Genomic DNA, 25,563 nt, shown 5'->3' with positions numbered 1-25,563 from the left:
GGTGGGTGGGCAGCATGGAAGAAGATCAGGATTTTTTATTATTTATAAAAAAAGTAAAAGAACATACGTCCATAGATCTTGCTCTTTATAAAGAGGCACAAATGAAAAGACGTCTGACAACACTTCGAATGAAACGTGGTTATCAAACGTTTGTCTCCTTTTTTGATGCCATGATGAAAAATAAAGAACTCTTTTATGAATTTCTGGATCGGATGACAATCAATGTTTCCGAGTTTTGGCGGAACCCGAATCGTTGGGAACTGGTGGAATCAAGATTCATCCCCGAAATGCTCAAAAAGAATCGACGACTGAAGGTTTGGAGCGCTGCTTGTTCAACAGGTGAGGAGCCTTATACGTTAGCCATGATTCTGGCGGAGCAAGGGGCCTTGAACGATGTCCATTTGTTAGCGACGGATATCGATGAGGGTGCCCTGGATAAAGCGCGCAAAGCGGCCTATCTCGATCGTTCCTTGCGAGATGTACCCGAGAAGTATGTGAAGAAATATTTTCGGCAAGATCAGCTCATGTATCATGTTTCAGATGAACTGAAAAAGCCAATTAAATTTCAAAAGCAGAATCTGCTTGTCGATACGTTTGATACCGGGTTCGATTTGATTGTATGCCGAAATGTGATTATTTACTTCACTGAAGAAGCGAAGCATGTGTTGTATCAGAAATTTTCAAAAGCATTGAAGCCAGGAGGATTACTATTCGTTGGGTCCACTGAGCAAATCTTTTCACCAGGGCAATATGACTTAGAACCGGCTGATACTTTCTTTTATCGAAAAAAGGGTGTATAAGATCTTCCATATCTTCCAATACTAAGATGTAGCAAAACTCAGTGAACGTTAATGAGTACAATACATAAAAATGAGGCAACTCTTAGGGGGCTCTTATGGACAAACGCAAAGTGATAACGGCTTATCGCAGGGGAATGATCTCCATTCAGGAATGTGCACAAATTTTGGGAGTAGATTCGTCGCAAATCATGGGTTTGATGAATGACCCACAAATGGCAGAACTTCCAAGAGTTGTCCAAAAGCAGCCCATGCACGGGTAACCATTGCTCCTGAGCAGATGTTAACACGCTTGCGCCTAAGGGAATAGCCCTTATATGCAAAGCGTGTTTTTGCGTTTGTGCTGTTGCCAAACCAGAGTACCTATACTATAATGACTAAAAGATAATCGCGCGTCAAAGCGCTAAAGCGTTTGAAACCATTTCAAGTTGAACGGGTAATAACTTCACCTTGACAGCACTTATACGCAAATGCTTCACCAAATTATAGGGGGTAACGGATTGTGAGATATTTAACGGCTGGCGAAACACATGGACCGCAGCTCACTGCGATTATTGAAGGGTTTCCGAGTAATGTAACCCTTAACTTTGAGGATTTGAATTTTCAATTACATAGACGTCAGAAAGGGTATGGCCGTGGTCGTCGGATGCAAATCGAGAAAGATACGGCTACGATTGCCGGCGGTGTTCGTCATGGCAAAACAACGGGAGCTCCGATAGCGTTAGTTGTTGTCAACAATGACTGGAAGCACTGGACAACCGTCATGGGCATTGAGCCGGTCGAAGAGGATAACGAAGGCAAGCGCCGCGTGAACCGTCCTCGTCCAGGCCATGCCGATTTAAACGGCGGTCTGAAATATAATCAAAAAGATCTGCGCAACATTTTGGAGCGCTCAAGCGCCCGCGAAACGACCATGCGCGTAGCGACTGGGGCTGTAGCACGCCAATTGCTGGCAGAGTTCGGAATCAAAGTAGCTGGACAAGTCATCCGAATTGGGGATGTGGAAGCACAGCGTCAAGAGCTTCCAATCGACGAGTTGATTGCCATTACCGAGGAATCACCGGTACGTGTTGTTGACAAAGAAGCGGAAGCCAAAATGATCGCAGCTATCGACGCTGCCAAAGAGGATGGCGACACACTCGGCGGTATCGTTGAAGTCATTATTGAAGGCGTACCGGTAGGATTGGGCAGCCACGTTCAATGGGATCGCAAATTGGATGGGAAAATTGCGCAAGCGGTATTATCTATTCAAGCGTTCAAAGGCGTGGAATTTGGAATTGGGTTTGAAGCTGCAGAGCGCAGAGGATCGAATGTCCATGATGAAATTTTATATACAGAGGAAGGCGGCTTTAGACGCAGAACGAATCGTGCAGGCGGATTCGAAGGCGGGATGACGACTGGCGAGCAGATTATCGTTCGCGGTGTCATGAAGCCGATCTCGACACTCTACAAACCGCTGCAAAGCGTTGATATCGATACGAAAGAAGTATTTACAGCGCAGGTTGAGCGCTCCGATACTTGCGCAGTCCCGGCAGCGGGCGTCATTATGGAGAATGTCATTGCCTGGGAAGTGGCAAATGCCTTCTTGGATAAGTTCGGCGGGGACTCCATTGAGGAAATTCGTGCGAATCTCAACAACTTCTTGAAACAAGTGGAGAACTACTAATATGAGAGAGCTTACGGTAGAGCTTGGCGAACGTTCTTATCCGATCTACATTGGTCAAGGCGTCCTGAACGATATCACGGCTTTGTTCGACCGCGCGAAGCTCAGCCGCAAGTCACCGCTGCTCGTCGTCACCGACAGCGAGGTGGCTCCGCTGCACCTGGAGCGCGTCATGGCGCTGCTCCGCGAAGGCGGCTTCGCCGCAACGTCCTGCGTCGTTCCCGCAGGCGAAACCTCCAAATCCCTCGCGCAGCTCGAGGGAATTGTGACCACCGCCCTCCAGGCGGGCCTTGATCGCAGTTCTGCGATCGTCGCCCTTGGAGGAGGCGTGGTTGGCGATCTCGCCGGCTTCGCGGCGGCGAGCTTCATGCGCGGGATCCGCTTCGTGCAGATCCCGACGACAATCCTTGCCCACGACAGTTCTGTCGGCGGCAAGGTTGCCGTAAACCACCCGATGGCGAAGAACATCATCGGGGCGTTCCACCAACCCGAGCTCGTTCTGTTCGACATCGACTTGCTTCTGACTTTGCCGCCGCGTCAAGTGAAGGCGGGCCTCTCCGAAGTGATCAAGCATGGCTTGATCTGGGACGCGGCTTTCACGCAGTGGTGTGACGACAATGCGGAGAAGTTACTATCTCTTGATCCAGAAGCGCTCAGTTATGCTCTTTATATAGGCTGTAAAGTAAAGGCGATTGTCGTTTCTCAAGATGAACGGGAGAACGATTTGCGCGCCATCTTAAATTTAGGACATACGATTGGTCATGCCTTGGAAGCGGTAGCTGGTTATGGCGAGCTTCTTCATGGGGAAGCAATCTCAATTGGTATGGTCGGGGCTGCCAAGCTTGCCCAGGAATTTGGGTATTCGGCGGAAATCCTTGAAGTAACCAAGGGTCTGTTCTTGAAATACGGACTGCCTGTCAGCGTTCCGCCTCATTTGGACACGGATAGCATTATGAGCGCGATGATGCACGATAAGAAATTCAAAGAAGGCACTATGGTCTACATTATTCCTATGGAAATCGGTAAAGTCGAAATTCGTAAGGATGTTACCGTAGAGCAAGTCAGACAAATTGTCGAGCTTCTGAAAGGGGAGAGTGTAGCCGATGTTTTGTAGGGGAATTCGTGGCGCAACGACAGTTGAACACAATGAAGCGGAAGAAATTTTGACCGCTACCGGAGAACTGCTTCGTGCCATCGTAGAGGCGAATGATTTTCGCCCAGAGGATATTTGTTCGGTTTTTATTACAGTGACGGAAGACATTACAGCAACATTCCCCGCGCGGGCCATTCGTACGATGGTTGGGTGGGAACTGGTGCCGTTAATGTGTTCATTGGAAGTTCCGGTTGAAAATTCATTGCCTAAATGTATCCGACTCATGGTTCAAGTGAACACGACGAAGAGCCAATCGGAAATCAACCATATTTATTTAAAAGAAGCAAAAGCACTTCGTCCTGATATTGTTAAATTGACAAATGAAGCTGCACGGTAGTATAGTGGAGTTAGATGAGATTAGGTAAGTAGAGCAGAGTTTAGTTGAGTAGAGCAGAGCACAGTTGAGATGAGAATGAAAACATGGAATTGTATGCAGATGAACACGACTCATTCGGAGACGTTTGTTTCGTCATACATTCAACGTTTATTTTTCATATTCTTCTTAATCTTCTACATGAAACTAAAAGCCAGCCTCTACTTCGGTAGAGGCTTTTTTGTTATTCAATTAGAGTTTGGAGCACCTCGTAAGACGACGGAAGGCTCACAAGCTGAGAGGGGATGTAACCATGTATACACCTGAAATTCAAGAAGTGATTCGACTATCCAAAGACTATAACCTTATTCCTGTGGTGCGTCATCTATTAGCCGATACAGAAACACCGATTCGTGTTTTTCAACATTTGTACCAAGAGAAGCGTGCGTTCCTGTTAGAAAGCGTAGAGGGCGGCGTGAAATGGGCACGATATTCCTTCATTGGAAGCGATCCTTTCCTGATGATTAAGGCGAAGCATGGGAAGACGGTCGTTGAAACACAAACCGAGAACAAGGTTACGGATGAGAAACCCATTGATGTGTTGAAGGCGTACCTAAGATCCTACTCCAGTCCTCAGCTTGCGGACCTGCCGAGGTTCACGGGTGGCGCTGTCGGATTCTTTGGATACGATCTTCTGCAATACTATGAGAAGCTGCCGGCTCATCAAATTGATGATTTGCAAATGAACGACATTCAATTCATGTTCTGTGATCAAGTTATCGTTTTCGATCATTTCAAACAGCAAATCAAAGTGATTGCTAACGTACACGTGAAGCCTTTTGCAACGGATGCAGAAATCGCTCAAGCCTATCACGCGACTTGTGAGAAAATCGATGCAACGATCGAGAAGATTAAAAGGCCGCTCGGCACGGAGACGATGACACACAATCCGATTGTATTGGAGCCGGATCTTGGCGACATTCGTTCGAATATCACGAAGGAAAAATACATTGCCAACGTGAATAAAGCGAAGGAATACATTCGTGCCGGTGATATTTTTCAGGTTGTGCTGTCACAGCGTTTTGAGATGGAAACTACAGTCTCACCGCTGCAGGTGTATCGGGTGCTACGTACGATGAATCCATCCCCTTACATGTATGTGCTCAAAATGGATGATGAAGTCGTCGTTGGCACATCACCGGAGCTGCTTGTAAGGGTTGAAGAGGAAAAAGTAGAAACACGCCCGATTGCCGGAACCAGGCCGCGTGGTAAGACACCGGAACAAGATTTAGCTTTGGAAAAAGAGCTGTTAGCGGATGAGAAAGAACGTGCTGAACACTTGATGCTAGTGGACTTGGGCCGTAACGACATTGGCCGCGTATCGGAATTTGGCACGGTGAAGTGCGATACATTCATGGATATCGAGCGCTACTCACACGTCATGCATATCGTTTCCAACGTATCTGGAAAAATTGCAAAAGATAAAGATTTCTTCGATGCTTTTCTATCCTGTATGCCAGCGGGGACGGTGTCTGGAGCGCCGAAACTGCGAGCTATGGAGATTATTGCTGAGCTGGAGCCTGAAGCACGCGGGACTTATGCAGGGGCTATTGGCTATCTAGGATTCTCGGGGAACTTGGACACATGCATTACGATTCGGACGATTGTTTTCAAACACGGCAAAGCTTATGTGCAAGCAGGCGCGGGAATTGTGTGGGATTCAGTTCCGGAAAGCGAATACCAGGAAACTGTGAATAAAGCGACAGCTTTGCTCAAATCGATTCGAATGGCAGAAGCCATGTTTAGTCCAGAGCCTAGGCCTGTAAGCGATATTAACAAAGATTACTTTGTTAACTCTTAAGGGAAGAAGTAGAGGAGGAATAACGTCATGAGTGAACTTTTTCAGATACAGCAAGCACTTGGCAAAGTAATTAGCGGCAGCCATCTTTCCAGGGAGGAAGCGCGCGGCGTCATGTCGGAAATTATGGAAGGCGCAGCGTCACCGGCTCAAATCGGCAGTCTGCTGACAGCTCTTCGCATCAAAGGGGAGACGCTGGAAGAGATTACAGGTTTCGCTGAAACTATGAGAAACAAAGCGATCCAGGTGAATGTGCGGCAGCATGATCTGCTGGACACATGCGGCACAGGCGGAGATGGAGCGGAGACGTTCAATATCTCGACGACAGCGGCGATTGTTGCTGCAGCGGGGGGCATTCGTGTAGCCAAACATGGCAATCGAGCGATGTCGTCCAAAAGCGGCAGCGCGGATGTGCTGGAAGCTCTTGGCGTGAAGATTACGCTAAGCAGCGAGCAGGCTGCGAAATGCTTGGATAAAACGGGCATTTGTTTCATGTTTGCGCAAGCCTATCATCAATCCATGAAGCATGTCGCGGCACCTCGCCGAGAGTTGGGCTTCCGTACGGTATTCAACTTGCTCGGCCCGCTTACGAATCCTGCGGGAGCGGATCGTCAAGTGCTGGGCGTGTTCGATCGCACGAAGACGGAATTAGTCGCGCAAGCGCTGCAAGCTTTAGGGCTGAAGCGGGCTTTGGTTGTAGCGAGCGAAGACGGACTGGATGAATTCAGCATTTCGGCGCCGACAAAAGTGACGGAGCTGAAAGCAGATCGGATTAGCACGTATTCCATTACACCTGATGATCTTGGCTTACGGGCTCACAGTATTAAAGATGTAGGCGGTGGAGATGCGATACTGAATGCAGAAATCATCCGTCATATTTTTGCCGGCGAGCGAGGGCCTCATCGCGATATCGTCCTTGCAAATGCAGCCGCATGCTTCTATGTGACAGGTCACGTTGGAAGCCTTCAGCAAGGGGTTAAATTTGCGGCTGACGTTATCGATTCGGGCCGTGCGGAACAAAAGTTGAACGACTTAATTCATTTCACAGGAGAACTATGCCATGTTTCTTGATAAAATTGTTGCTACCAAACGAGCTGAAGTTGAAGCAATGAGCAGCTTTTCCATTGCGCAAGCGGAGAAAACCATTTCCGAGATGCCGTCTTGCTTAGGTTTCGAAAAAGCTTTGACAACACGTAAAAATCGCGCCATGGGATTGATTGCCGAAGTCAAAAAGGCGTCTCCGTCCAAGGGTTTGATCCGCGAGGATTTTGATCCGGTATTGTTGGCTAGTTCCTATCAACGGGCAGGCGCTGATTGCATTTCGGTGCTTACGGATGTGGATTATTTCCAAGGAAGCAATGCGTATTTGAAAGCTGTACGCCAAGCGGTGAATGTGCCTTTGCTGCGGAAAGATTTCACGATCGATCCGAAACAAATCTATGAAGCGCGCTTGATTGGGGCAGATGCGATCTTACTGATCGCGGCCATTTTGACGACTGACCAAATGAAGCAATATCTCAAGCTAGCAAGTGATCTTGGTTTGGATGCGTTGGTTGAAGTGCATGACCGTGAAGAATTGGAGCGTGCGCTCGAACTGGACACCCAAATGATTGGGATCAATAACCGGAACTTGAAGACGTTCGTTACCGATTTGAAAACAACAGAAGAGTTGATTCAATACATTCCGGCAGGCAAAACCATCGTCAGTGAGAGTGGAATCTCATCCGTCCAAGACATGGCCTATCTGCAGCAGATCGGCTCGCAAGCCGTGTTGATCGGTGAACATTTCATGCGCCAGCCTGTTGTTGAGCAAGCGGTTCACGATCTGATGGGGCCAATTGTGCATACAACGAATCAGACGGTTTAGAAAGAGGCGAATAGGATGCCAGCAGACACGATGCCAACGGTTAAAATCTGTGGACTTCAAAGCGTTGAAGTGTTAAAATCAGTCATACATTTGCCAATTGATCATATTGGATTGGTCTTTGCTCCAAGCAAGCGTCAAGTTAAGCCAGACAAGGCTGCGGAGCTTATTTCCTACTTGAGACATGAAGCGGATCATGGTGTTTCCGTGCCACTAACAGTAGGCGTGTTCGTGAATCCGAGTCAAGAGCAGCTCAAGGAAATCATGGCGACTGCTCCCCTTGATATCGTTCAATTGCATAGTCAGGAAACTCCTGAGTTCTGTAAATGGGTGCGTGAACAGTTCGATGTTCAAGTGTTCAAGTCTGTATCCATTTCCAAGTCAGAGAATAAAATTCCGTCTAGCTCAGAAGTAGCTGCTCAGCTGGATCCGTATATCGGATCGGTTGATGCCGTGTTGCTTGATACTTTTGACCCTGTATATGGGGGAGGATCCGGGAAAACTTTTGCCTGGGACTGTATCCCTGTTTATCAGGAGTGGGCTCGTAAAGCAGGTGTCAAATTGCTAGTAGCAGGTGGATTGCAGCCTGACAATGTGGATCAACTAGTGGAAGCCTATCGTCCTGACGGCGTGGATGTGTCCAGCGGTGTAGAGACAGATGGTGTGAAAGATATTGCGAAAATTACCGCATTTGTGGAAAGGGTGACCGGAAAGTGACGCAAGTACCTGATAAACACGGCAGATTCGGCAAATTCGGCGGCCGTTACGTACCAGAAACATTGATGAATGCTTTGACGGAGCTGGAAGAAGCTTATAAGAAATATAAAGACGACCCTGAATTTATTGCTGAAGTTCGTTATTTGCAAAAGCAATATTCCGGCAGACCAACTCCCCTATATTACGCAGAGCGACTCTCTGAGCAGTTGGGTGGAGCCAAAATTTACTTAAAGCGAGAAGACCTGAATCATACAGGCGCTCATAAAATTAATAACACCATCGGACAAGCCGTACTTGCGAAAAAGATGGGAAAAAAGAAAATCATCGCTGAGACGGGAGCAGGTCAGCACGGTGTTGCATCGGCAACGGTCGCTGCATTGATGGGCTTTGAGTGCAAAGTATTCATGGGCGAAGAAGATACGAAGAGACAGCAATTGAACGTTTTTCGGATGAAACTGCTCGGTTCTGAAGTCATTCCGGTTACTTCAGGAACTCGTACTCTGAAAGATGCGTGCAACGAAACACTGCGTTATTGGGTCAGTAATGTACAGGATACATATTATATCCTGGGTTCCGTTACAGGGCCTCATCCTTACCCGATGATGGTCCGTGATTTTCAGCGCATTATCGGTGACGAATCGCGTGAGCAAATTCTCGAAACCGAAGGCAGGTTGCCGGATGCCGTTGTTGCTTGCGTAGGCGGTGGCAGTAACGCCATGGGGATTTTTTATCCGTTTGTTCAGGATGAAACGGTTAAACTCATCGGCGTTGAAGCTGCTGGACGCGGTATCCATACGGAAGAGCATGCCGCTACGATGACCAAAGGCTCACCTGGCGTATTTCAAGGTTCGCTTAGCTACCTGTTGCAGGATGAATACGGGCAAGTACTGCCGGCTCACTCTATCTCGGCGGGGTTGGACTACCCTGGTATCGGACCGGAGCATTCTTACCTGAAAGATATTGAGCGTGCTACGTATTATCCGATTACTGACCAGGAAGCGCTTGACGCTCTTCAATTGCTAAGCCGTACGGAAGGTATTATACCAGCTTTAGAGAGCGCTCATGCGATTGCACATACAGTAAAACTAGCTCCAACGATGTCCAAGGATCAAATTATTGTCGTAAGCCTGTCTGGCCGTGGCGATAAAGATGTGGAATCCATTATGAGCTATCTGGGCACAGGGGAGGAATAGGCGATGAACCTAATTGATAAGCGTTTCGCTGAGCTTAAAGAGCGGGGGGAAACAGCTATGATTCCTTTCCTGACCATTGGTGATCCAACGATTGAAGCTTCCTTAGAGCTTATTCTTGAAATGGAGCGGGCAGGTGCCGATTTAATCGAGCTGGGTGTTCCATATTCAGATCCTCTAGCAGATGGTCCTGTCATCCAACGATCTTCTGAACGTGCGCTGCTTCGTAAGATTACGATATTTGATGTGATAGATGTTGCTCGCCAGGCGCGGAGCAGGGGATCCAAGCTGCCATTCATTCTATTCACTTACTACAACCCTGTTCTGCAAATCGGACTGGAACGGATTTTCAAAACGATGCAGGAAAATGAAATCAGTGGAATTATTATTCCAGATCTACCGTTAGAAGAAGATAGTGAGACGAGAGCGATTGCAGAAACGTATGGTGTTCATTTGATTCCATTGGTTGCGCCGACTTCGAATGAACGTGTGAAACGTATCGCAGCCGGAGCTCGTGGATTCGTTTACTGTGTTTCCTCACTTGGTGTAACCGGTGAACGGGCTGAATTTTTCGGCGGGATTGAAGATTTTCTATCTACGGTGCGAGAAGCGGCGAAAGTGCCGATCGTTGTCGGATTCGGTATTTCCAACCGGGAGCAGGTTCAGCGGTTCGAGAAGCTCTGTGACGGAGTTGTTGTGGGGAGTGCCATTGTCCGCACGATTGAAAGCGCGCTGCACCATTTCCAAGAAGATGCTGCTCATCCAGAAGGATTACAGCAAATTGGCGGCTTCGTGGGCCAGCTAAAAGGCAGATAATGAAATCCCTCTAGACACTAGTCTAGGGGGATTTTTAAAAATTACCTATTTACTGTTAAGCGTTAAAGCAGTACACTATTATGTGTTGATCATTGAGACATTTGTCTCTAATGAGTGGCTAAAGCAATATTCCTTCTACATAAAAAGGAACCACATTTTACAACAGTACTAGTTTTGTGGGACAATTACAAAATTCGGACAACTAATTGATGAGGTGGCTACCAATGAAACCGAAACAAACGATTGTACATTTGCCGGTCTATCAACCGGGTAAACCTATTGAAGAAGTAAAAAGAGAGCTGGGATTAACGGAAGTGATTAAACTCGCATCCAACGAAAATCCATTTGGCTCGTCGCCAAAAGCAAAAGCGGCGATTGAAGCGGAAATCGCTAACATCAGCTTGTACCCTGACGGCGGGGCTGTTCAGCTGACAGAAGCAGTGGCTGAGTATCTTGGCGTCGCGACGAATCAACTCATTTTCGGTGCAGGTTCTGATGAGGTTATTCTTATGCTGGCACGCGCTTTCCTCGTACAAGGCGATGAAACGGTGATGGCTTCTCATACCTTCCCGCAATATAAGCACAATTGTGAGATTGAGGGAGCTGTATCCATCGAGATCTCATTGAAGGATGGCACTCACGACCTGGACGGCATGCTGGCTGCTATTACTGAACGCACGAAGATCGTCTGGATCTGTAATCCGAACAATCCAACAGGCACGATGAATACGGATGCGGAAATCAAAGCCTTTTTAGCCAAAGTTCCTGAGCATGTACTGGTCGTTCTGGATGAAGCTTACTGCGAGTACAATACGACGGGAGAATTCCCGGATAGCATCGAGCTGATTGGTCAGTATCGCAATGTCATCGCACTGCGTACTTTTTCGAAAATATACGGTTTGGCTTCCTTACGAATCGGTTATGGCATTGGGCACCCGGATGTGATCCGATCCATTAATCAAGTTCGTGAGCCTTTCAACACGACAAGATTTGCTCAAGCTGCTGCTTTAGCCGCGATTAAAGACCAAGACTTCATCGCAAGCTGTCGCGAAGCGAATACAGCAGGTTTGAATTATTTAACGGAGCAGTTTAACGAAATGGGGTTAAAGGCTTTCCCTGCACACGGTAACTTCGTTATGGTGAATGTCGGACGCCCTGCGGCAGAAGTATTTAATGGTTTACTGCGCAGAGGCATTATTGTCCGTGGCGGACATATGCTTGGCTTCCCGACGTCCATCCGAGTTACCATCGGCTCAAGTGAACAAAATGAGAAATTCATTGCAGCTTTGCAGCAAGTGCTTGCTGAGGTTGCTGTTCAAGCCTAATACAAATTAAAGGTTGATCTCTTATGACGAAAATTGCGATATTTGGTGTAGGGCTTATCGGCGGTTCACTGGCCTTATGTTACAAAGGAAAACCGGGTTTTACCGTTGTCGGCCATTCTCCGAATCCGAAATCGGTTGAGAAACTGCTCAAACGAAACGTGGTTGATGCTGCAACAACGAATATGGCTGAGGCGGTAGACGGGGCTGACTACATTTTTCTCTGCGTGCCGGTTGGGATGTTAGAAGAATATGTTCAGCAGTTGATGAATCTTCCGCTCAAGAAAGGCTGTATCATCACGGACGTGGGGAGCACGAAAGCAACCATTACGGAAAGCGCAGAAACCATAGTAAAAGATGGTGTTTTCTTTATTGGCGGTCATCCAATGGCAGGCTCCGAACGTCACGGCGTTGAGGCAGCATCTTCGCATCTTTTTGAAAATGCCTTCTATGTGTTAACCCCGGCAGAGGGTACACCACAGGCAGAGGTTGACCGCTTAACCGAGCTGCTTAAGACGACGAAAGCACAAATCGTGCAGGTCGGAGCACGGGAGCATGATGATATTGTTGGTGCGATCAGTCACTTGCCGCACATTATTGCGGTTGCGCTGGTTAACCAAGTCAGAGGATATAACGAAACCAACCCGTTGTATCAGAATCTGGCTGCGGGGGGCTTCAGAGACATCACGCGCATTGCCTCAAGCGAGCCGATGATTTGGCGGGATATTTTAGTGAATAATCGACAGGTGCTGCTCAAATTGCTTGTGGATTGGAATCTCGAAATTTCTCGTTTTATTGAACTCATTGAGAATAGTGATGGCGAGGGAATTGTTGAACAATTCCGGATTGCCGGTGAATTCAGAAGCCAACTGCCTGAGCGCAGAAAAGGCATGATCACATCATTGTTTGATATTTATGTTGATATTCCGGATCATCCCGGTATTATTGGTCAAATTACAACACTATTAGGTAATGCTAGAATTAATTTGAGCAATATTCAAATTATTGAGAGCCGCGAAGATGTGCCTGGTATTTTGCGTTTATCCTTCCGTAATCAGGAAGATGCCGATCGCGCCTCAGAGCTGCTGAGCGGGCCTTACGCGGTTCATGTATAGCTGAAATTGTACGCACAAATAAGCTGATTTCTCCTCTTGTAGAACGTCCCAAAAGAGAAGAAATCAGCTTATTTTTTATTCTGTTGAAATCAATTCTCAAATAAAAAACTTCGTGCTATAATGACATCGTTCATATTAATATTACAAACTTCTAAGTGTGGGGCGAACGAGATGAAGCTGTGGATGATGTTAAAAAGCACGTTGATTGTTATTGTTATTTTTGTTAATTTTTTCCCCTCATTTGTAAGTGCGAACAATGTCATCTACTCAAAGGAAGTTGCTGTTCTCGTGTATCATCACATCGATGATCAGGTTGAGGGTTCTGTGACCATTTCAACCAAATTATTTGAGCGGCAGCTAGGTGCACTACAGCGTCAAGGCTACAATTTTATCACGATGGATCAGTTTAAGAGTTTTATGAAAGATGGGGCGAAAATACCGGATAACGCTGTACTAATCACCTTTGATGACGGGTATGAAAGTTTTTATACGAATGCATATCCTATTCTCAAAAAAATGCGTATACCAGCCGTGAATTTTGTGATTACCAAAGATTTGGATAACCCGACAGCGACGTTGCTGCCATCCTTGTCCAGGGATCAAATTAGAAAAATGAGAAAAGAATTCTCAAATATTGATTTTCAACTTCATTCGGATCAATTGCACGCAATGAAAGATGGCAAGCCGATGTTGAACAACAGAATGACAACGAATGGCGTAACCGAGACTCAGGAAGATCTTAAGCAAAGGGTTATTGCGGATACGAAGACATGTATGGCAAAACTTAGAGAGTTGGATGGCGCTAAATCTATCGATTCCTATGCTTACCCGTTTGGCAGCTATGATGATTTCACCATTTCCTATCTGAATGAAGTTGGAGTTAAATATGCGTTCACGACCAAAGCGGGATTAACTTCCAAACAAACGGATCCGATGCAGATTCCGCGTATTAATGCAGGTAGCCCATATATTCGGCCTCATTCCATTAATAATTTAATTAATCAATCCATAAGGAATCAACTGAAATAGAGCATTTCTTCATGTTAAAAAAGAGAAGGTAAACGTTTTCAAAAAAGTGTTGACAGAATGAAACCGTATACATATAATAAAAGTACAGTATGGTTTCTCTCCACTCCTATCCGATAATCGCACCATAAGTGCAGCCGCCAATTTGGCGGTTTTTTTTTTGCTCATAAATACCATATTTTTCTGATATTCATATATAATGGATAGGGTGGGTTGTTGCTTTCAACAGACAAGCATGGAATGTGAATTTTTTTCAACAAATTGTCGAATGGAGCAGGAATTTCGCAATTCATCGAGAAGAATTTAATAGGTCATAATTTACATATTGATCCTTTCACATTTATTTTACAAATGAACGCAACTTTTCACTCTAATTGCAGTACAACATGTATGAGCAGTTGGAGTGGTACCCGGGAACCGTTAGGAGGGTCGCCACGTAATGACCGATTCCCAGTTGATCAGAGAAATCAAGGATGGAAATGTTCAGCTTTATAACGAGCTTATGCGTCGTTACGAGCGTAAAATCCTTGCATTCATCTTTCATATGCTCAAAAGTACACAAATGGAAGCTATTGCTGAAGATTTGTGTAACGAAACGTTTTATAAAGCGTATCGCAGTTTGCACTCTTTTCGCGAAATTGAAGCCTCCTTTTCTACCTGGTTGTATACAATTGCCCGGAATACAGTTTTGAGTGAGCTGCGCAAAAATAAAAGTGTGCAAGTCTCGTTAGAGCAAAGCGGGTTGACGCCCCATGCTTCGTTTGATGCCATGCCGGAGCAAGCCATGCTGCGTAACGAGAAAGTATCGATGGTTCGAGATGCGATTAACAGTTTACCGGAGAAACAACGATCTGCTTTGATATTAAGAGAGTATGATCAGATGGATTATCAGGAAATCGCCAACATTTTAGGTCAAACCGTAAGCTCGGTGAAGTCTCTCTTATTTAGGGCTAGAGCATCAGTCAAGCTACAGTTGGACCCTTACTTCAGTGAACCGATATTCGAAGAATCGAAGGGATGAAACAGCGATGAAGTGTAGTGAGATCCAGGAATTATTTGGGGTTTATTGGGACTTGCCGAATGATGACCTGCGACGTACCGCGGTGGATGAGCATATTGCATCATGCGCCGAATGTGCGGAAGAATTTCAGATTTGGGAAGAAAGTACGATCCTCATACGTACTGCTGCAATCGAGAGCGAACTTCCTGATTATGAACCGATGGTCTCAGGCAAGGTCATGAGTCGAATTTATGAGGATGAATCATGGCGTATTCCGGTTTCCGAGCGCATGTATACGATCTCTTACAAGCTTCGCCGCAACCTTACGGCTGTCATTGCTTTTTGTTTAGCGTTATTCGTATTCAGCTTTTTATTCGCTGTTGTCTATGACGGTACGCCCAAGTCGTCGATAGCTGCGGCCGACAATACGCTATTTGATTTGCAAGCGCCGCAAGCTATGAAGTCGACTGGCTCAGAAACGATGAATGGCCATAAGATGGTAGATGCCGTAGCTAGCCTAAACCCTAGCTTTATGGAACCGTTGCGATTCCATGTAGGGCCGATTCATTCATATCCGCATTATTTGCTTGTTGTATCCATCTTGGGTCTAATTGCAACAATTATTATTATGAACTGGTTATCGCGAACAAAAGCTTAGTGCTCCGGAAGGGGCATTTTTCATTTTATTGACTGATGGAGGAATTGGTAATGACAACGATTGGATTTATCCGGCATGGAAGCACGGAATGGAATCGCCTAGGGAAGCTGCAAGGGCAGTTGGACACGGATTTGACGGATGAAGGAAGAGAACAAGCCAGGTTGCTTGGAATCCGATTAGCCGGCGAATCCTGGGACGGGATCATCTCCAGTGATCTGAAACGAGCGAAGGAAACAGCTCAAATCGTGTCACAGCTATCAGGAATCCCGATTATCGGGACGGATAGCCGGCTTCGCGAGCGGAGATATGGTCAGGTTGAAGGAACTACTGTAGCAGAAAGAGAAGAACGTTGGGGGCCAGAATGGAAGCTTCAGGATTTAGGTCAGGAGTCGGATGATGATCTATGGAAACGATGGTCCGAATTAGAAGGTGAGCTGCTTGAGGCCTATCCGAAGCAGAAGATATTATTGGTTTCACACGGCGGATTCATTGTGCAGGTGCTCAGAGTTTTGCGTATGGATAGCGAGCAATTCCTGCAAAATACGTCTCTAACTATTCTGCTGCGCCAGGAAAAAGGGTGGGAGCTGCAGCTGTACAATTGTTTATCTCATTTGGAAATCGTACACGAATAATTGTGAAATAAGAAGCATGACTCTGTTAATGGGTCATGCTTTTTTTGCGTGGGTTGGAATATTTTCGGGAAAAATTCCCATAATGGTTACTAGAAACCACGGAGCTGAAAGCTTCGCCAAATGGGGGATGTAGATGGAAATGAACCTAGCGGACATGCTCAGCTACGCCGATATCCACGAGCTAGGCCGAATCGCTAACACATATGAGTGTGAGTGCAATGGCCATTCAAAAAACGAGTTGATTCAGTCGATTTTGAGTACAGCCCTGCGCAGAGAGATTTTCGAGAAGCATATTCAAAGCTTAAACTTGGAGGACATCCGATTTTTGAATTCTCTCCTCTTCGATCCTCGCAACGCATTCAGTATTGAAGAACTGATCGCTAGAGTTCAACAGTCACGGTTTCAGAAAGATGAATCAGTTGAATGGAATCCCCGCGACATGGTCATTAAATTTAAGAAACTCGGCTGGTTGTTTAATGGGTATTCCCAACAAACCAAATTTTTGTTTCATGTGCCAAATGATTTGAAACGGAAATTCAGCGATGTGCTTACGGGACAGTTCAAACAGAGTTTGAAACTGACTCCTGAGCCTAATGTTTATCGGGATGAACAATTACTCATTATTGAGGATATCTTTCATTTTTTGACGTTCCTTTCTCAGGTGCAGGAATTGCCTTTAACAGTTGAAGGATCCATGTACAAGAGGCAGCTTCAGCAAATACTGGATCGCTTGTCTGTGCAGGAGGAAATGGTGTCCAAAGGATCTTGGCGCTTCGGATATGGCCGTATGTTTAAAGACTATCCGAACCGATTTTCATTCATCTATGATTACTGCTATTATCGGCAGTTAATCAGCGAGCAAGGTCAAGTGCTCAGTTTGACGGAGGAAGGGAAAGCACGTTTGCTGGAAGGGAAAAAAGAGAATCTGGCGGATGTGTATAAATTCTGGCTCAGGCTCTATAAGAACCCTATTCCCAATGTACAAAGTCTCGCGGGATGGGTTGACCGCCTAAGCGGTCAGTGGGTCACATTAGCCTCTTTAAGCGAAGTGTTATGTAAATTGGTCAAGCCATTTTATTATGACAGTTCGGAATCCATCGTAGAACAGCGTATTTTACAAATGATGATGCATCTTGGGCTTATACGTATAGGAGAAGATCATGAGAATGGCATGGTCGTGCAGGCGACTAAGATGGGCTCTAAAGTGATTCAAGGTACTTTTGTTGCAGAAGAAGACAAGGTTGTCCTTTTTCTGGACCAAGAGAGCGCAAGGTTCAAAGGGGATAGCAAGTAGTAGGTAAAGACACATTCCTAATCAAGCGGGCTTTTGAACGAAGCGCGAATGTACGGAGTGAATATGATAAAAGTAGGAGCACACAGGGGTTGGCAGACACCTAGGAACGGACTTTCATGTTTTTGCGAAAAAGAAGCTCCTGACAAACCGCGTACACATTTGGAGGTAGGTCTCATGGGAAAAATGAATGTATCTAACAACGCGCTGCTGGCACTTTTCGCGGAAATGGTTTGGGATGATGCCATTCGCAAATATAAAGAACAGAATCTCTACAAAGAGATTGATCTTGCATTAGCAAAAGGGGATCAACCGACATTCCTTGCTCTTACATCTGAGCTTAAAATGCTGCAATCTTCAGGATAATGATCGTGGTGGCAGCCACAATAGGGACGAAAGACATGTGAAACCATTTCACATGTCTTTTTTTGCTGGAAAGATGACAAAAAAGAACTATTTTGTTACTCCATACGTCGATTATTTAGACTATATTGCGACGCAAAAGGAGAATACAAATGAGAAAGCTCTTGAAAACCATGCGGAAACGGAAAGTTTTATCATCGTTTCTTCTATTTACTTTACTCGTTGTCGGGGCAGCATCCGGCTATGCCGCTTTTCTGATGAATAAATGGAATCATGCCTTGGATCAAATAGCGGCTCCTATCGTACCTGCTGCAAATGAAATCCATACAAGCGATTACCCTGTATCGCAGACGTCCCAAACATCCGATACGATTGAGAAGGAAGAGAAACCGCTTACCCTGCTATTAACGGCAATTGACGAGCGGTCAGGCAGCGAAGGATCGTTAAATACGGATGTTATGATGCTTTTTCGTGTAGATCCGGTAACTCATCAAGGTACAGTAGTATCGATTCCTAGAGACCTTGAAGTATCTGCAGAAAAGTCCGGTTTAGAAACCTCCCATAAAGCTAATTATTTCTATGCGTATAACTATAATAAGAACAAAGAAACGGCTCTTGATGAAACGAAGCAGTTGTTCAGCAGGATTTATCAAGTTCCGATTGATCATATGGCTGTTATTAATTTCGATGGGTTCCGCAAGCTTATCGATCAGTTAGGCGGTATGATGGTTGATGTTGATATGGATATGAAATACCAAGATGAGAGTGATGGAACAAATATCAATTTGAAAAAAGGCATGCAGCGCTTAAATGGCAAACAAGTGCTTGATTTTATTCGCTATCGCAAATCGAATTTGGGTACAGCAGAATCGTCAGATTTGGAGAGGAACCAGCGAGAGCAGTTTGTGCTTAATGAATTACTTGATAAATTAACTTCAGTGAATGGTGTAACCGCGTGGGGGAAGGTGCTCGATATTATGGGAAGTTCCATTAAAACAGACATCCCGGCGGATGAACTTCGCACATTAACCAAATCGTACCGTGACTATAAGCCAGCTAATGTCCAGTACATTCACCTGGATGGGACATGGGAAAGTCCCTACGTGGTCGTGAAACAGCAGGATTTGGAGGAAGCGCTGGAAGCACTGCGCGGTCAAACGGACAGTTTGAATGACAGTTCAATCGACAGTTCAATTGACAGCTATTTGCAGACAGATTAAAGTGTACAAGAAGCGATGGCTATTGCTACATAGCAAATGCATTTTTGGTAAAAGATAGAGGGGGAAGCACGGTTGAAGTTTAATGAGATTTCTGCGCAAGAATGGTACGATTTAAAACCATACTTGGACACATGTTTGCTGCCAGTAACGGGGTTGACCGGATTCGAAGACCCCGCGCAAGTAACTTTGGCGTTGGAACAGCTCCGAGATGCACTGGAAAGCATCGAAATTCCATACAAAGGTAGGGTAGTAACGTACCCGGCGCTTCATTATATGACGGCGGTGAGCATAAGGGACCAGCTAGAAGCCCTTTCCATTCATTTAAAAAGGATGGGATTCCGCTATGTCATCGTACTGACCATACATACGGAAGCTGCAAGCTGGAAGGCAGATCAAACCGATTTGTTGATTGCTGTCGACATGGAGCAGTGGGAGAGCAAAGCTGAACAGATCAAATCAAGTATTTCTAAGCAAGTTCAGCACTTATGGCAGCATAGTGATTAACTTTAGCTGGTAAGCGTATTATTGGAAAAAAAATTGCACAGGATAAGGGAAGTAATGGCGTACATTGGCTGCCAAAAAGTTGTGACAATTTCGTTAAAATTTGTCCGAACGCCAAGTTTTCAATGGCTCAAAAGGAGTTCTGGATTCTTGACGACCTAGTAGTCGTAGGATATTATTAGTAATGTCCTAGTTATGTAGTGTAATGTCGAACGACACGTGATAGAGGTAACTGACGTCCGAGAGGGTTGGACATCGGCCAATGTAGGAGGGTAGACCTGAGAATGAGTGATCATAACAATCACAATGAAGAACAGCATGGGAAGAAACCCGGGACTAAACGCGAAATGTCTCGTCGACAATTTCTATCCTACACCCTAGGTGGCGCTGGAGGATTCATGGGGGCCGGCATCATTATTCCGATGATTCGGTTTGCGGTAGATCCTGTACTTCAGAAGAAGTCAGAATCAGACTGGGTTAAAGTTGTCGAAGAAAGTAAAATTACAAATGTACCACAATCGTTTACGTTCCAAGTTCATCAAGTGGATGGTTGGTACGAAAGTGACGCTGAATTGGTTGCGTGGATTTCCAAAGACAGCAGCGGCAAGCTCTTTGCATTGAATCCTACTTGTAAGCACCTTGGATGTACGGTCAACTGGAACGATAACCCGGCTTACAAAGATCAGTATTTCTGTCCTTGTCATGGTGCTCACTATACGCAAGATGGTAAAAACCTTGCCGTCGCACCAAAACCTTTGGATGAATACACAACCAAAGTTGAGAATGGGTTCGTTTATGTGGGACAACTGCATGCTAACACAAGAGTATAAGGAGGCGTCACAGTCAGATGTTTAAAAACGTATACAACTGGATTGACGAACGTCTTGATATTACGCCTATGTGGAGGGATGTAGCAGATCATGAGGTTCCAGAACACGTAAACCCTGCTCATCATTTTTCCGCTTTCGTGTATTGCTTCGGCGGATTGACGTTTTTCATTACAGTCATTCAAATCTTATCAGGTATGTTCTTAACCATGTATTACACACCTGATATCATCAATGCTTATGCAAGCGTTGACTACTTACAACATAAAGTAGCTTTCGGTGTTATCGTCAGAGGTATGCACCACTGGGGAGCTAGTTTAGTTATCGTAATGATGTTCTTACATACCCTGCGCGTGTTCTTCACAGGTTCTTACAAAGCACCACGTGAAATGAACTGGGTAGTAGGCATGCTCATTTTCTTCGTTATGTTAGGTCTAGGTTTTACGGGATACCTGCTTCCATGGGATAACAAAGCATACTTTGCTACACAAGTAGGTATGAAAATTGCAGCGTCCGTGCCTTTAGCGGGTCCGTACATTGAAACGTTGCTGCAAGGCGGAAGCATCGTTGGTGCGCAAACACTAACTCGTTTCTTTGCCATTCACGTGTTCTTCCTGCCTGGCGTTCTGCTCGCTTTGCTTGCTGGACACTTCTTCATGATTCGCAAACAAGGTATTTCCGGACCGCTATAAATTAGGGAGGGGCGAATAGCGTGGCGCATGGTCATAAGTCAGACGAGAAAATCGTTTACGTAGGGGATTCCCGCGTAATTAAGAAAACACAAGAACAAAGATTAATCCCTCGCGATTACTCTGCGTATCCGGGAAAATCGGAAGCCTTTATTCCAAACTTCTTGTTAAAAGAGTGGATGGTAGGGGTCGTTGTACTAGTCGGTATGTTAGTGTTAGTCATGTCCGATCCGGCTCCGCTAGGTTATCCTGCGGATCCTAAGAATACAGCGTTTATTCCGATGCCTGACTGGTACTTCTTGTTCATGTATCAATTGTTGAAATACCCGTATACATCCGGTGATTATGTAGTACTTGGAGCGGTTGTTGTACCTGGTTTGCTGTTCGGTGGCTTGATGCTGGCTCCTTTCTTGGATACAGGCAAAGAGCGTCGCTTCTACAGAAGACCAATCGCTTCAAGCTTGATGATTTTATCTCTAATCGCTTGTACATACTTGACGTACACATCTTGGGATCACTACCAATTTGAGTTGAAAGAGAAAAACATCATTCCTGAGCACATCAAGCGTGAGGAAGAATTGCACGCTAACAAAGGCGCAGCTGCTGGCGGCGGCGCGGCGAAGGATACGAAGAAAGCTCCTGCTATTGTAGCAGCAGATGATCCGGGTGCAGAAATCTACAAAAAAGCAACTTGCTTGTCCTGTCATGGTGCTGGACTTAAAGGGATGCCGGCTTCAGGCGTACCGGCGCTGCTTGGCGTAGGTGACAAACATTCGCAAGATGAGATTTTGAACATTGTCAAGAACGGTAAGGGTAACATGGGTAAACAATATCAAGCCAACATTGATAAAGGCTTAACAGATGCCGATATCACTAAGCTTACTGAATGGTTATCCAAACAAAAAGCCCAATAAAATAGGGAAACCTGATCGCGAAAGCGGTCAGGTTTTTTTAAATCACCGGAGGAGGAGCTTGCTTGCATCAAGGCATATCCATTTCGTATTTTTGGAGTAAGGATTTTTTGTTAAGCAAAACGATGCTGTGGCTGTTTTTCATTATGAATCTGCTTGGCACTGTGTATGGTTATGAGTGGTATTGGCTTCAAATGGTGGCCACAATTGCCGAAAAGCCGCTTTGGTACGTCTATTTTGTACCTGATAGCCCGACAGCCAGTTTATTTTTTACCTTGTCGGTCGGTTACTTACTCATAGATCGTTCGAGAGGCAGCCGGTCCGGGAAAGTGTATCAAGCCATTAGAGGCTTTGTGGAAGCCTTCGCACTTATCACTTCATTTAAATACGGCATATGGGCAGTTACCATGATTTGGGCAGGCGCTTGGCAAGGTGTTCCTGTTGGCTGGGATGGTTGGATGCTTACGTGCTCACATTTGGCTATGGCAGTGGAAGTGCTATTATTTGTTAGATGGTATACATACCGGATCCCGGCTATCCTGCTTATTGCCTGCTGGACACTGTGGAATGACTTCATGGATTACGAAAGAGGGGTATTCCCTAGATTGCCTGAAGTGCTTGTAAACAACTACTATAGAACCATAGAAGGCTTTACAATCAGCTTAAGCATTATAGGTATTTTGATAGCTTTCATCTGTTTGGGTTTACGTCAGAAGAAACAACGATAATCACATAACCGATGGTCTAAATTGGGACGAACCTCCATATGATGATGGTGAAGGAGGGGATGTCCCATGTTTATGTTTACCGGGGGAATTAAACGACTGACAGCCACGCTTTTGCTGGCAGCAGTCGTAAGTATAAGTTCTGCATGCGCAGCCAGCACCAGCACGATTGGACAAGCCGCTAAACCCGTAGATCCAGAACAGTTGAAGCGGGTTGAGTTCTTGAATCAAATTGCTGATGAGATGTACAAGCAAACGATGGACGGCCAAGTGCTTGAGGCACGGAATAAGCTGATGCAAATGTCAGATCAAATTCCAAAGATACAATTTGAAGGAATAACCTCTGTAGAGGGGCTAAATGCACTTACCGAAACCATTACGCAGGCCAAGAGAGTTTACAGCGCCGCGAGCTACTCACCGGAGGAAGCTCAAATGGCTGTAGCCAAAATTCGACTTGCAACGGATGCCCTAACCCATAAAAATCAGCCCATGTGGCTGCAATATTATAAAGTGCTGCAGAATGACACGGCTGCATTGACACAAGCTGTCAAAGCTGGCAAACAACAAGAGAGCATTGCGGGCTTCGGGAAGCTTTCTCAGCATATTGCTATTATTCATCCTTCATTATTGATAAGCCGGGATGCTTCCTCTGTCGAGAAGCTTGACTCTGTCGTTGTGTTTTTAAGGAAAAACATTAATAGTCAACCGATGATTGGCCGTCAAGTGGAAACAGGGCTGGAGCATTTAGGTCAAGTGCTGGACGAATTATTTTTGAAAAATAAAGATGCAATTGCTTTCGTACCTATAACTGACCCTAAGCATCCGATCATCTGGTCTGTTGGGATTGGACTGATCATCGTCAGCGTTTTATCTTTCGTGGGCTGGCGAATGTACCAATCCGGTCGGCACATCGTTCCAATTAAGCATTCGCGAGCGCAGGAGCAGGAATTCGGCGATTAAAATAAAAAGGTTGAGCAGATGGTAAAATCTGCTCAACCTTTTTTATTGCGCTTTAAAGCCCTCGCCTATGACGTCATGGACTTCCCCAATGATGATAAAAGCGCGAGAATCGATGGATTGAATGAGCTCGCGAAGACGTCTAGTTTCATGGCGATACACGACGCAATACAATACTTCTTTATTGTTACCGGAATATGCGCCCCTGGCAGGGAACAACGTCACGCCTCTGTCTAATACCTTTGTAATAGCTTCAGATAAAGGCACGGCTTGATCGCTTATAATCGTAAAAGCCTTAGCAGCATGAGCGCCTTCGGAGATGTAATCAATGAGGCGCGAAGTGACAAAGACGGCTACAAGTGAGTAGAGGACTTTTTCCTTCGGCAAATAGAGGAAGGAAGAACCAATGACGATAACGTCAATAATTAAGATGACTTGTCCAACGCTCCAGCCCCTCTTCTTATTTCCGATACGAGCCAGGATGTCTGAACCGCCTGTCGTGCCGCCGAATCGAAAGACTAGGCCAAGTCCGGTGCCCAGCGTAAGCCCGGCATATAATGTAGCCAGAAAGTAATCCTGGGTGGTATGAAATGGGATGAGCCAATTGTTATGTATGAGCTGTTCCATCACCCAGAGGAAAAACGATAAGGAAACTACGCCATAAATCGTGTACAGCATCGGGCCTTTTCCGAAAACACGCCACCCGAGATAAAATAAGGGGATATTACATAACAAGGTTGAGATTGATGGAGGAACGTTAAATACATATTTCAGCAGCAGAGCTACGCCCGTAACGCCGCCTTCCATGAGCTCATTTGAAATGACAAAATAATGTAAACCAAATGCATAAATCGCGGTGCCAATCGTAATGGCAAGTACATTTGTAAATTGATCAGATAATTTTTCCTTGAAAATCATTTCGTTTCCTCCAAACCTCATGCTTCGCTTCTGTCAAAAAAATTTGTCAACTTTTCTTGTTTAGTTTAACATAGTAATGATATCTTGGTGAAGAAGAAGGAAAGAAGGGTGAACATGTCGGAACGCACGCTGAAAGATATACAGAAAGAAGTCGATACTTATATTTCCCAGTTCAAGGAAGGATATTTCAGTCCTTTGGCTATGCTCGCAAGAATGTCCGAAGAAGTGGGGGAGTTAGCCCGTGAAGTGAACCATACCTACGGTGAGAAACCGAAGAAAAGCACGGAAGCGGACAACTCGATTGAGTTGGAACTCGGCGATATTATGTTTATAACGATCTGTTTCGCGAACTCACTCGGGATTGATTTGACGGAAGCGCATGATAAAATCATGCATAAGTTCAATACGAGAGATGCGGGTAGATGGACTAAAATTAACACCGAAATTACATAAGCTTCATAAACTATACCATCCCCTCTGAAGGGAGACTCTCTTTCGATAAGGAGGATGGGCAGATGAATGGAGAAGATCAAATACAGAAAGCGTACGAATCTATACTTTCACAAGACTTCGAAAAAGCCATCGAATGGTTTGAAAAAGCGATAATCGCAGAACCCGACAATGCTGCCTATCACTACAAACTATCGATAACTTATGGAAGAAACAATAAGCTGAGCAATGCCATTGAACACGCGTCAATAGCTACTCAGTTGGAACAAGACAATCAAGTGTACCGTTATCATTTGCAAGTGCTGCATGCCAGAGAATTAGTTGATAAAGCTCGCAGGCAGTTAAGCACGCAATCCGAACATGCGGAAAGAGCGATTTTTTTGCTGAAGGAAGCGATTGTGCTCGATCCTTTGACGATTGAAGCTTATCTAATACTTGGGGAAGCTTTCGCTTTCCGAAATGATTACGGGAGAGCTTATCAAACGGTTATGGAAGCCATTCGATTGGAGCCGAATCACGAACTAGCTAAGCAGCAGGCTGCTCGCTACCAGCAAAAGATGAAAAATAGAGTCTGAAACATACACAAA

The 25,563-nt window shown here is 45.4% G+C and carries 29 protein-coding genes; 28 read left to right on the top strand and 1 reads right to left on the bottom strand.

Annotated elements, in window-relative coordinates; translation table 11 throughout:
• Nucleotides 1–14: 14 nt before the first annotated feature.
• From ACUN27_RS22785 to ACUN27_RS22660, 26 genes are all read left to right on the top strand, one after another.
• A complete protein-coding gene (locus tag ACUN27_RS22785; protein WP_315949264.1) occupies nucleotides 15–800 on the top strand; it encodes a CheR family methyltransferase in 786 nt (261 codons plus the stop codon).
• Nucleotides 801–895: 95 nt separating this feature from the next.
• Entirely contained in the window at nucleotides 896–1,060 is a 165-nt protein-coding gene (locus tag ACUN27_RS22780; RefSeq protein WP_167053794.1) for a hypothetical protein, read from the top strand.
• A gap of 239 nt (nucleotides 1,061–1,299) precedes the next feature.
• Nucleotides 1,300–2,463 carry a chorismate synthase gene (aroC, locus tag ACUN27_RS22775; protein WP_315949267.1) on the top strand — a complete coding sequence of 388 codons (1,164 nt, stop codon included), beginning with the start codon at nucleotides 1,300–1,302 and terminating at the stop codon, nucleotides 2,461–2,463.
• A 1-nt stretch (nucleotide 2,464) separates the two neighbouring features.
• Complete coding sequence (gene aroB / locus ACUN27_RS22770) at nucleotides 2,465–3,574, top strand: 3-dehydroquinate synthase (protein WP_445559630.1); 1,110 nt, start codon at nucleotides 2,465–2,467, stop codon at nucleotides 3,572–3,574.
• Nucleotides 3,564–3,950: a chorismate mutase gene (aroH, locus tag ACUN27_RS22765; RefSeq protein ID WP_157319999.1), complete on the top strand. Its 387-nt coding sequence runs from the start codon at nucleotides 3,564–3,566 to the stop codon at nucleotides 3,948–3,950. The genes aroB and aroH overlap by 11 nt, the downstream gene beginning before the upstream one ends.
• Nucleotides 3,951–4,239: 289 nt before the next feature.
• Nucleotides 4,240–5,787: an anthranilate synthase component I gene (gene trpE / locus ACUN27_RS22760; protein WP_315949269.1), complete on the top strand. Its 1,548-nt coding sequence runs from the start codon at nucleotides 4,240–4,242 to the stop codon at nucleotides 5,785–5,787.
• Between the two features lie 27 nt (nucleotides 5,788–5,814).
• A complete protein-coding gene (trpD, locus tag ACUN27_RS22755; RefSeq protein ID WP_315949271.1) occupies nucleotides 5,815–6,855 on the top strand; it encodes an anthranilate phosphoribosyltransferase in 1,041 nt (346 codons plus the stop codon).
• A complete protein-coding gene (gene trpC / locus ACUN27_RS22750; RefSeq protein WP_315949273.1) occupies nucleotides 6,845–7,651 on the top strand; it encodes an indole-3-glycerol phosphate synthase TrpC in 807 nt (268 codons plus the stop codon). Before trpD ends, trpC begins: the two co-directional genes overlap by 11 nt.
• 15 nt (nucleotides 7,652–7,666) lie before the next feature.
• Entirely contained in the window at nucleotides 7,667–8,365 is a 699-nt protein-coding gene (locus ACUN27_RS22745; protein WP_445559629.1) for a phosphoribosylanthranilate isomerase, read from the top strand.
• A complete protein-coding gene (trpB, locus tag ACUN27_RS22740) occupies nucleotides 8,362–9,558 on the top strand; it encodes a tryptophan synthase subunit beta (RefSeq protein WP_445559628.1) in 1,197 nt (398 codons plus the stop codon). Before ACUN27_RS22745 ends, trpB begins: the two co-directional genes overlap by 4 nt.
• 3 nt (nucleotides 9,559–9,561) lie before the next feature.
• On the top strand, nucleotides 9,562–10,371 hold the full coding sequence (gene trpA, locus ACUN27_RS22735; protein ID WP_315949277.1) for a tryptophan synthase subunit alpha: 810 nt from the start codon (nucleotides 9,562–9,564) through the stop codon (nucleotides 10,369–10,371).
• A 224-nt stretch (nucleotides 10,372–10,595) separates the two neighbouring features.
• Entirely contained in the window at nucleotides 10,596–11,696 is a 1,101-nt protein-coding gene (hisC, locus tag ACUN27_RS22730) for a histidinol-phosphate transaminase (RefSeq protein ID WP_315949279.1), read from the top strand.
• 23 nt (nucleotides 11,697–11,719) lie between these two features.
• Nucleotides 11,720–12,808 (top strand): prephenate dehydrogenase, encoded by a 1,089-nt coding sequence (locus ACUN27_RS22725; protein WP_315949281.1) that lies wholly within the window; start codon nucleotides 11,720–11,722, stop codon nucleotides 12,806–12,808.
• A gap of 171 nt (nucleotides 12,809–12,979) precedes the next feature.
• Nucleotides 12,980–13,837, top strand: coding sequence for a polysaccharide deacetylase family protein (locus ACUN27_RS22720; RefSeq protein WP_315949282.1), 858 nt, complete (start codon nucleotides 12,980–12,982; stop codon nucleotides 13,835–13,837).
• Nucleotides 13,838–14,273: 436 nt separating this feature from the next.
• Nucleotides 14,274–14,855 carry an RNA polymerase sigma factor gene (locus tag ACUN27_RS22715; RefSeq protein WP_189014316.1) on the top strand — a complete coding sequence of 194 codons (582 nt, stop codon included), beginning with the start codon at nucleotides 14,274–14,276 and terminating at the stop codon, nucleotides 14,853–14,855.
• Between the two features lie 7 nt (nucleotides 14,856–14,862).
• Nucleotides 14,863–15,492 (top strand): anti-sigma factor family protein, encoded by a 630-nt coding sequence (locus tag ACUN27_RS22710; protein ID WP_315949283.1) that lies wholly within the window; start codon nucleotides 14,863–14,865, stop codon nucleotides 15,490–15,492.
• Between the two features lie 50 nt (nucleotides 15,493–15,542).
• Entirely contained in the window at nucleotides 15,543–16,124 is a 582-nt protein-coding gene (locus ACUN27_RS22705; protein ID WP_326062982.1) for a histidine phosphatase family protein, read from the top strand.
• Nucleotides 16,125–16,263: 139 nt separating this feature from the next.
• Nucleotides 16,264–17,418 (top strand): hypothetical protein, encoded by a 1,155-nt coding sequence (locus ACUN27_RS22700; protein ID WP_315950371.1) that lies wholly within the window; start codon nucleotides 16,264–16,266, stop codon nucleotides 17,416–17,418.
• A 174-nt stretch (nucleotides 17,419–17,592) separates the two neighbouring features.
• The gene (locus tag ACUN27_RS22695) at nucleotides 17,593–17,781 is read left to right on the top strand and encodes an IDEAL domain-containing protein (RefSeq protein WP_127451411.1); all 189 of its coding nucleotides are present in this window, start codon (nucleotides 17,593–17,595) and stop codon (nucleotides 17,779–17,781) included.
• A 149-nt stretch (nucleotides 17,782–17,930) separates the two neighbouring features.
• Nucleotides 17,931–18,998 (top strand): LCP family protein, encoded by a 1,068-nt coding sequence (locus ACUN27_RS22690; RefSeq protein WP_315949287.1) that lies wholly within the window; start codon nucleotides 17,931–17,933, stop codon nucleotides 18,996–18,998.
• A 72-nt stretch (nucleotides 18,999–19,070) separates the two neighbouring features.
• Nucleotides 19,071–19,502 carry a DUF2487 family protein gene (locus ACUN27_RS22685; protein WP_315949288.1) on the top strand — a complete coding sequence of 144 codons (432 nt, stop codon included), beginning with the start codon at nucleotides 19,071–19,073 and terminating at the stop codon, nucleotides 19,500–19,502.
• A 281-nt stretch (nucleotides 19,503–19,783) separates the two neighbouring features.
• A complete protein-coding gene (locus ACUN27_RS22680) occupies nucleotides 19,784–20,329 on the top strand; it encodes a QcrA and Rieske domain-containing protein (protein WP_127451417.1) in 546 nt (181 codons plus the stop codon).
• A gap of 17 nt (nucleotides 20,330–20,346) precedes the next feature.
• Nucleotides 20,347–21,018: a menaquinol-cytochrome c reductase cytochrome b subunit gene (qcrB, locus tag ACUN27_RS22675; protein WP_127451419.1), complete on the top strand. Its 672-nt coding sequence runs from the start codon at nucleotides 20,347–20,349 to the stop codon at nucleotides 21,016–21,018.
• Between the two features lie 20 nt (nucleotides 21,019–21,038).
• Nucleotides 21,039–21,929, top strand: coding sequence for a menaquinol-cytochrome c reductase cytochrome b/c subunit (locus ACUN27_RS22670; protein WP_181646563.1), 891 nt, complete (start codon nucleotides 21,039–21,041; stop codon nucleotides 21,927–21,929).
• Between the two features lie 62 nt (nucleotides 21,930–21,991).
• Nucleotides 21,992–22,654 carry a DUF1405 domain-containing protein gene (locus ACUN27_RS22665; protein ID WP_326062980.1) on the top strand — a complete coding sequence of 221 codons (663 nt, stop codon included), beginning with the start codon at nucleotides 21,992–21,994 and terminating at the stop codon, nucleotides 22,652–22,654.
• Between the two features lie 66 nt (nucleotides 22,655–22,720).
• The gene (locus tag ACUN27_RS22660; RefSeq protein ID WP_315949294.1) at nucleotides 22,721–23,611 is read left to right on the top strand and encodes a sporulation protein YpjB; all 891 of its coding nucleotides are present in this window, start codon (nucleotides 22,721–22,723) and stop codon (nucleotides 23,609–23,611) included.
• Between the two features lie 42 nt (nucleotides 23,612–23,653).
• Here ACUN27_RS22660 and ACUN27_RS22655 read toward each other — a convergent pair whose 3' ends face one another.
• Nucleotides 23,654–24,526: a YitT family protein gene (locus ACUN27_RS22655; protein WP_315949295.1), complete on the bottom strand. Its 873-nt coding sequence runs from the start codon at nucleotides 24,524–24,526 to the stop codon at nucleotides 23,654–23,656.
• 114 nt (nucleotides 24,527–24,640) lie between these two features.
• Between ACUN27_RS22655 and ACUN27_RS22650 the strand changes: the two genes are divergently transcribed.
• A complete protein-coding gene (locus tag ACUN27_RS22650; RefSeq protein ID WP_127451427.1) occupies nucleotides 24,641–24,979 on the top strand; it encodes a nucleotide pyrophosphohydrolase in 339 nt (112 codons plus the stop codon).
• A 62-nt stretch (nucleotides 24,980–25,041) separates the two neighbouring features.
• Complete coding sequence (locus tag ACUN27_RS22645) at nucleotides 25,042–25,551, top strand: tetratricopeptide repeat protein (RefSeq protein WP_315949297.1); 510 nt, start codon at nucleotides 25,042–25,044, stop codon at nucleotides 25,549–25,551.
• The last annotated feature ends 12 nt before the right edge of the window (nucleotides 25,552–25,563 follow it).

The sequence above is a fragment of the Paenibacillus sp. WC2504 genome, from assembly GCF_052682475.1.
Note: the sequence above shows the minus strand (reverse complement) of the source record. Positions and strands in the feature narration are given on the sequence as shown.

What these genes read in the sequence shown, in the direction of transcription:
- ACUN27_RS22695 (WP_127451411.1), top strand. Translation starts at nt 17,593, where the DNA reads ATGGGAAAAATGAATGTATCTAACAACGCGCTGCTGGCACTTTTCGCG.
- trpD (WP_315949271.1), top strand. Translation starts at nt 5,815, where the DNA reads ATGAGTGAACTTTTTCAGATACAGCAAGCACTTGGCAAAGTAATTAGC.
- ACUN27_RS22780 (WP_167053794.1), top strand. Translation starts at nt 896, where the DNA reads ATGGACAAACGCAAAGTGATAACGGCTTATCGCAGGGGAATGATCTCC.
- ACUN27_RS22700 (WP_315950371.1), top strand. Translation starts at nt 16,264, where the DNA reads ATGAACCTAGCGGACATGCTCAGCTACGCCGATATCCACGAGCTAGGC.
- aroH (WP_157319999.1), top strand. Translation starts at nt 3,564, where the DNA reads ATGTTTTGTAGGGGAATTCGTGGCGCAACGACAGTTGAACACAATGAA.
- ACUN27_RS22680 (WP_127451417.1), top strand. Translation starts at nt 19,784, where the DNA reads ATGAGTGATCATAACAATCACAATGAAGAACAGCATGGGAAGAAACCC.
- trpC (WP_315949273.1), top strand. Translation starts at nt 6,845, where the DNA reads ATGTTTCTTGATAAAATTGTTGCTACCAAACGAGCTGAAGTTGAAGCA.
- ACUN27_RS22715 (WP_189014316.1), top strand. Translation starts at nt 14,274, where the DNA reads ATGACCGATTCCCAGTTGATCAGAGAAATCAAGGATGGAAATGTTCAG.
- ACUN27_RS22690 (WP_315949287.1), top strand. Translation starts at nt 17,931, where the DNA reads ATGAGAAAGCTCTTGAAAACCATGCGGAAACGGAAAGTTTTATCATCG.
- ACUN27_RS22650 (WP_127451427.1), top strand. Translation starts at nt 24,641, where the DNA reads ATGTCGGAACGCACGCTGAAAGATATACAGAAAGAAGTCGATACTTAT.
- ACUN27_RS22720 (WP_315949282.1), top strand. Translation starts at nt 12,980, where the DNA reads ATGAAGCTGTGGATGATGTTAAAAAGCACGTTGATTGTTATTGTTATT.
- qcrB (WP_127451419.1), top strand. Translation starts at nt 20,347, where the DNA reads ATGTTTAAAAACGTATACAACTGGATTGACGAACGTCTTGATATTACG.
- ACUN27_RS22705 (WP_326062982.1), top strand. Translation starts at nt 15,543, where the DNA reads ATGACAACGATTGGATTTATCCGGCATGGAAGCACGGAATGGAATCGC.
- ACUN27_RS22725 (WP_315949281.1), top strand. Translation starts at nt 11,720, where the DNA reads ATGACGAAAATTGCGATATTTGGTGTAGGGCTTATCGGCGGTTCACTG.
- ACUN27_RS22745 (WP_445559629.1), top strand. Translation starts at nt 7,667, where the DNA reads ATGCCAGCAGACACGATGCCAACGGTTAAAATCTGTGGACTTCAAAGC.
- ACUN27_RS22710 (WP_315949283.1), top strand. Translation starts at nt 14,863, where the DNA reads ATGAAGTGTAGTGAGATCCAGGAATTATTTGGGGTTTATTGGGACTTG.
- hisC (WP_315949279.1), top strand. Translation starts at nt 10,596, where the DNA reads ATGAAACCGAAACAAACGATTGTACATTTGCCGGTCTATCAACCGGGT.
- ACUN27_RS22660 (WP_315949294.1), top strand. Translation starts at nt 22,721, where the DNA reads ATGTTTATGTTTACCGGGGGAATTAAACGACTGACAGCCACGCTTTTG.
- trpA (WP_315949277.1), top strand. Translation starts at nt 9,562, where the DNA reads ATGAACCTAATTGATAAGCGTTTCGCTGAGCTTAAAGAGCGGGGGGAA.
- ACUN27_RS22785 (WP_315949264.1), top strand. Translation starts at nt 15, where the DNA reads ATGGAAGAAGATCAGGATTTTTTATTATTTATAAAAAAAGTAAAAGAA.
- ACUN27_RS22655 (WP_315949295.1), bottom strand. Translation starts at nt 24,526, where the DNA reads ATGATTTTCAAGGAAAAATTATCTGATCAATTTACAAATGTACTTGCC.
- ACUN27_RS22645 (WP_315949297.1), top strand. Translation starts at nt 25,042, where the DNA reads ATGAATGGAGAAGATCAAATACAGAAAGCGTACGAATCTATACTTTCA.
- aroB (WP_445559630.1), top strand. Translation starts at nt 2,465, where the DNA reads ATGAGAGAGCTTACGGTAGAGCTTGGCGAACGTTCTTATCCGATCTAC.
- trpE (WP_315949269.1), top strand. Translation starts at nt 4,240, where the DNA reads ATGTATACACCTGAAATTCAAGAAGTGATTCGACTATCCAAAGACTAT.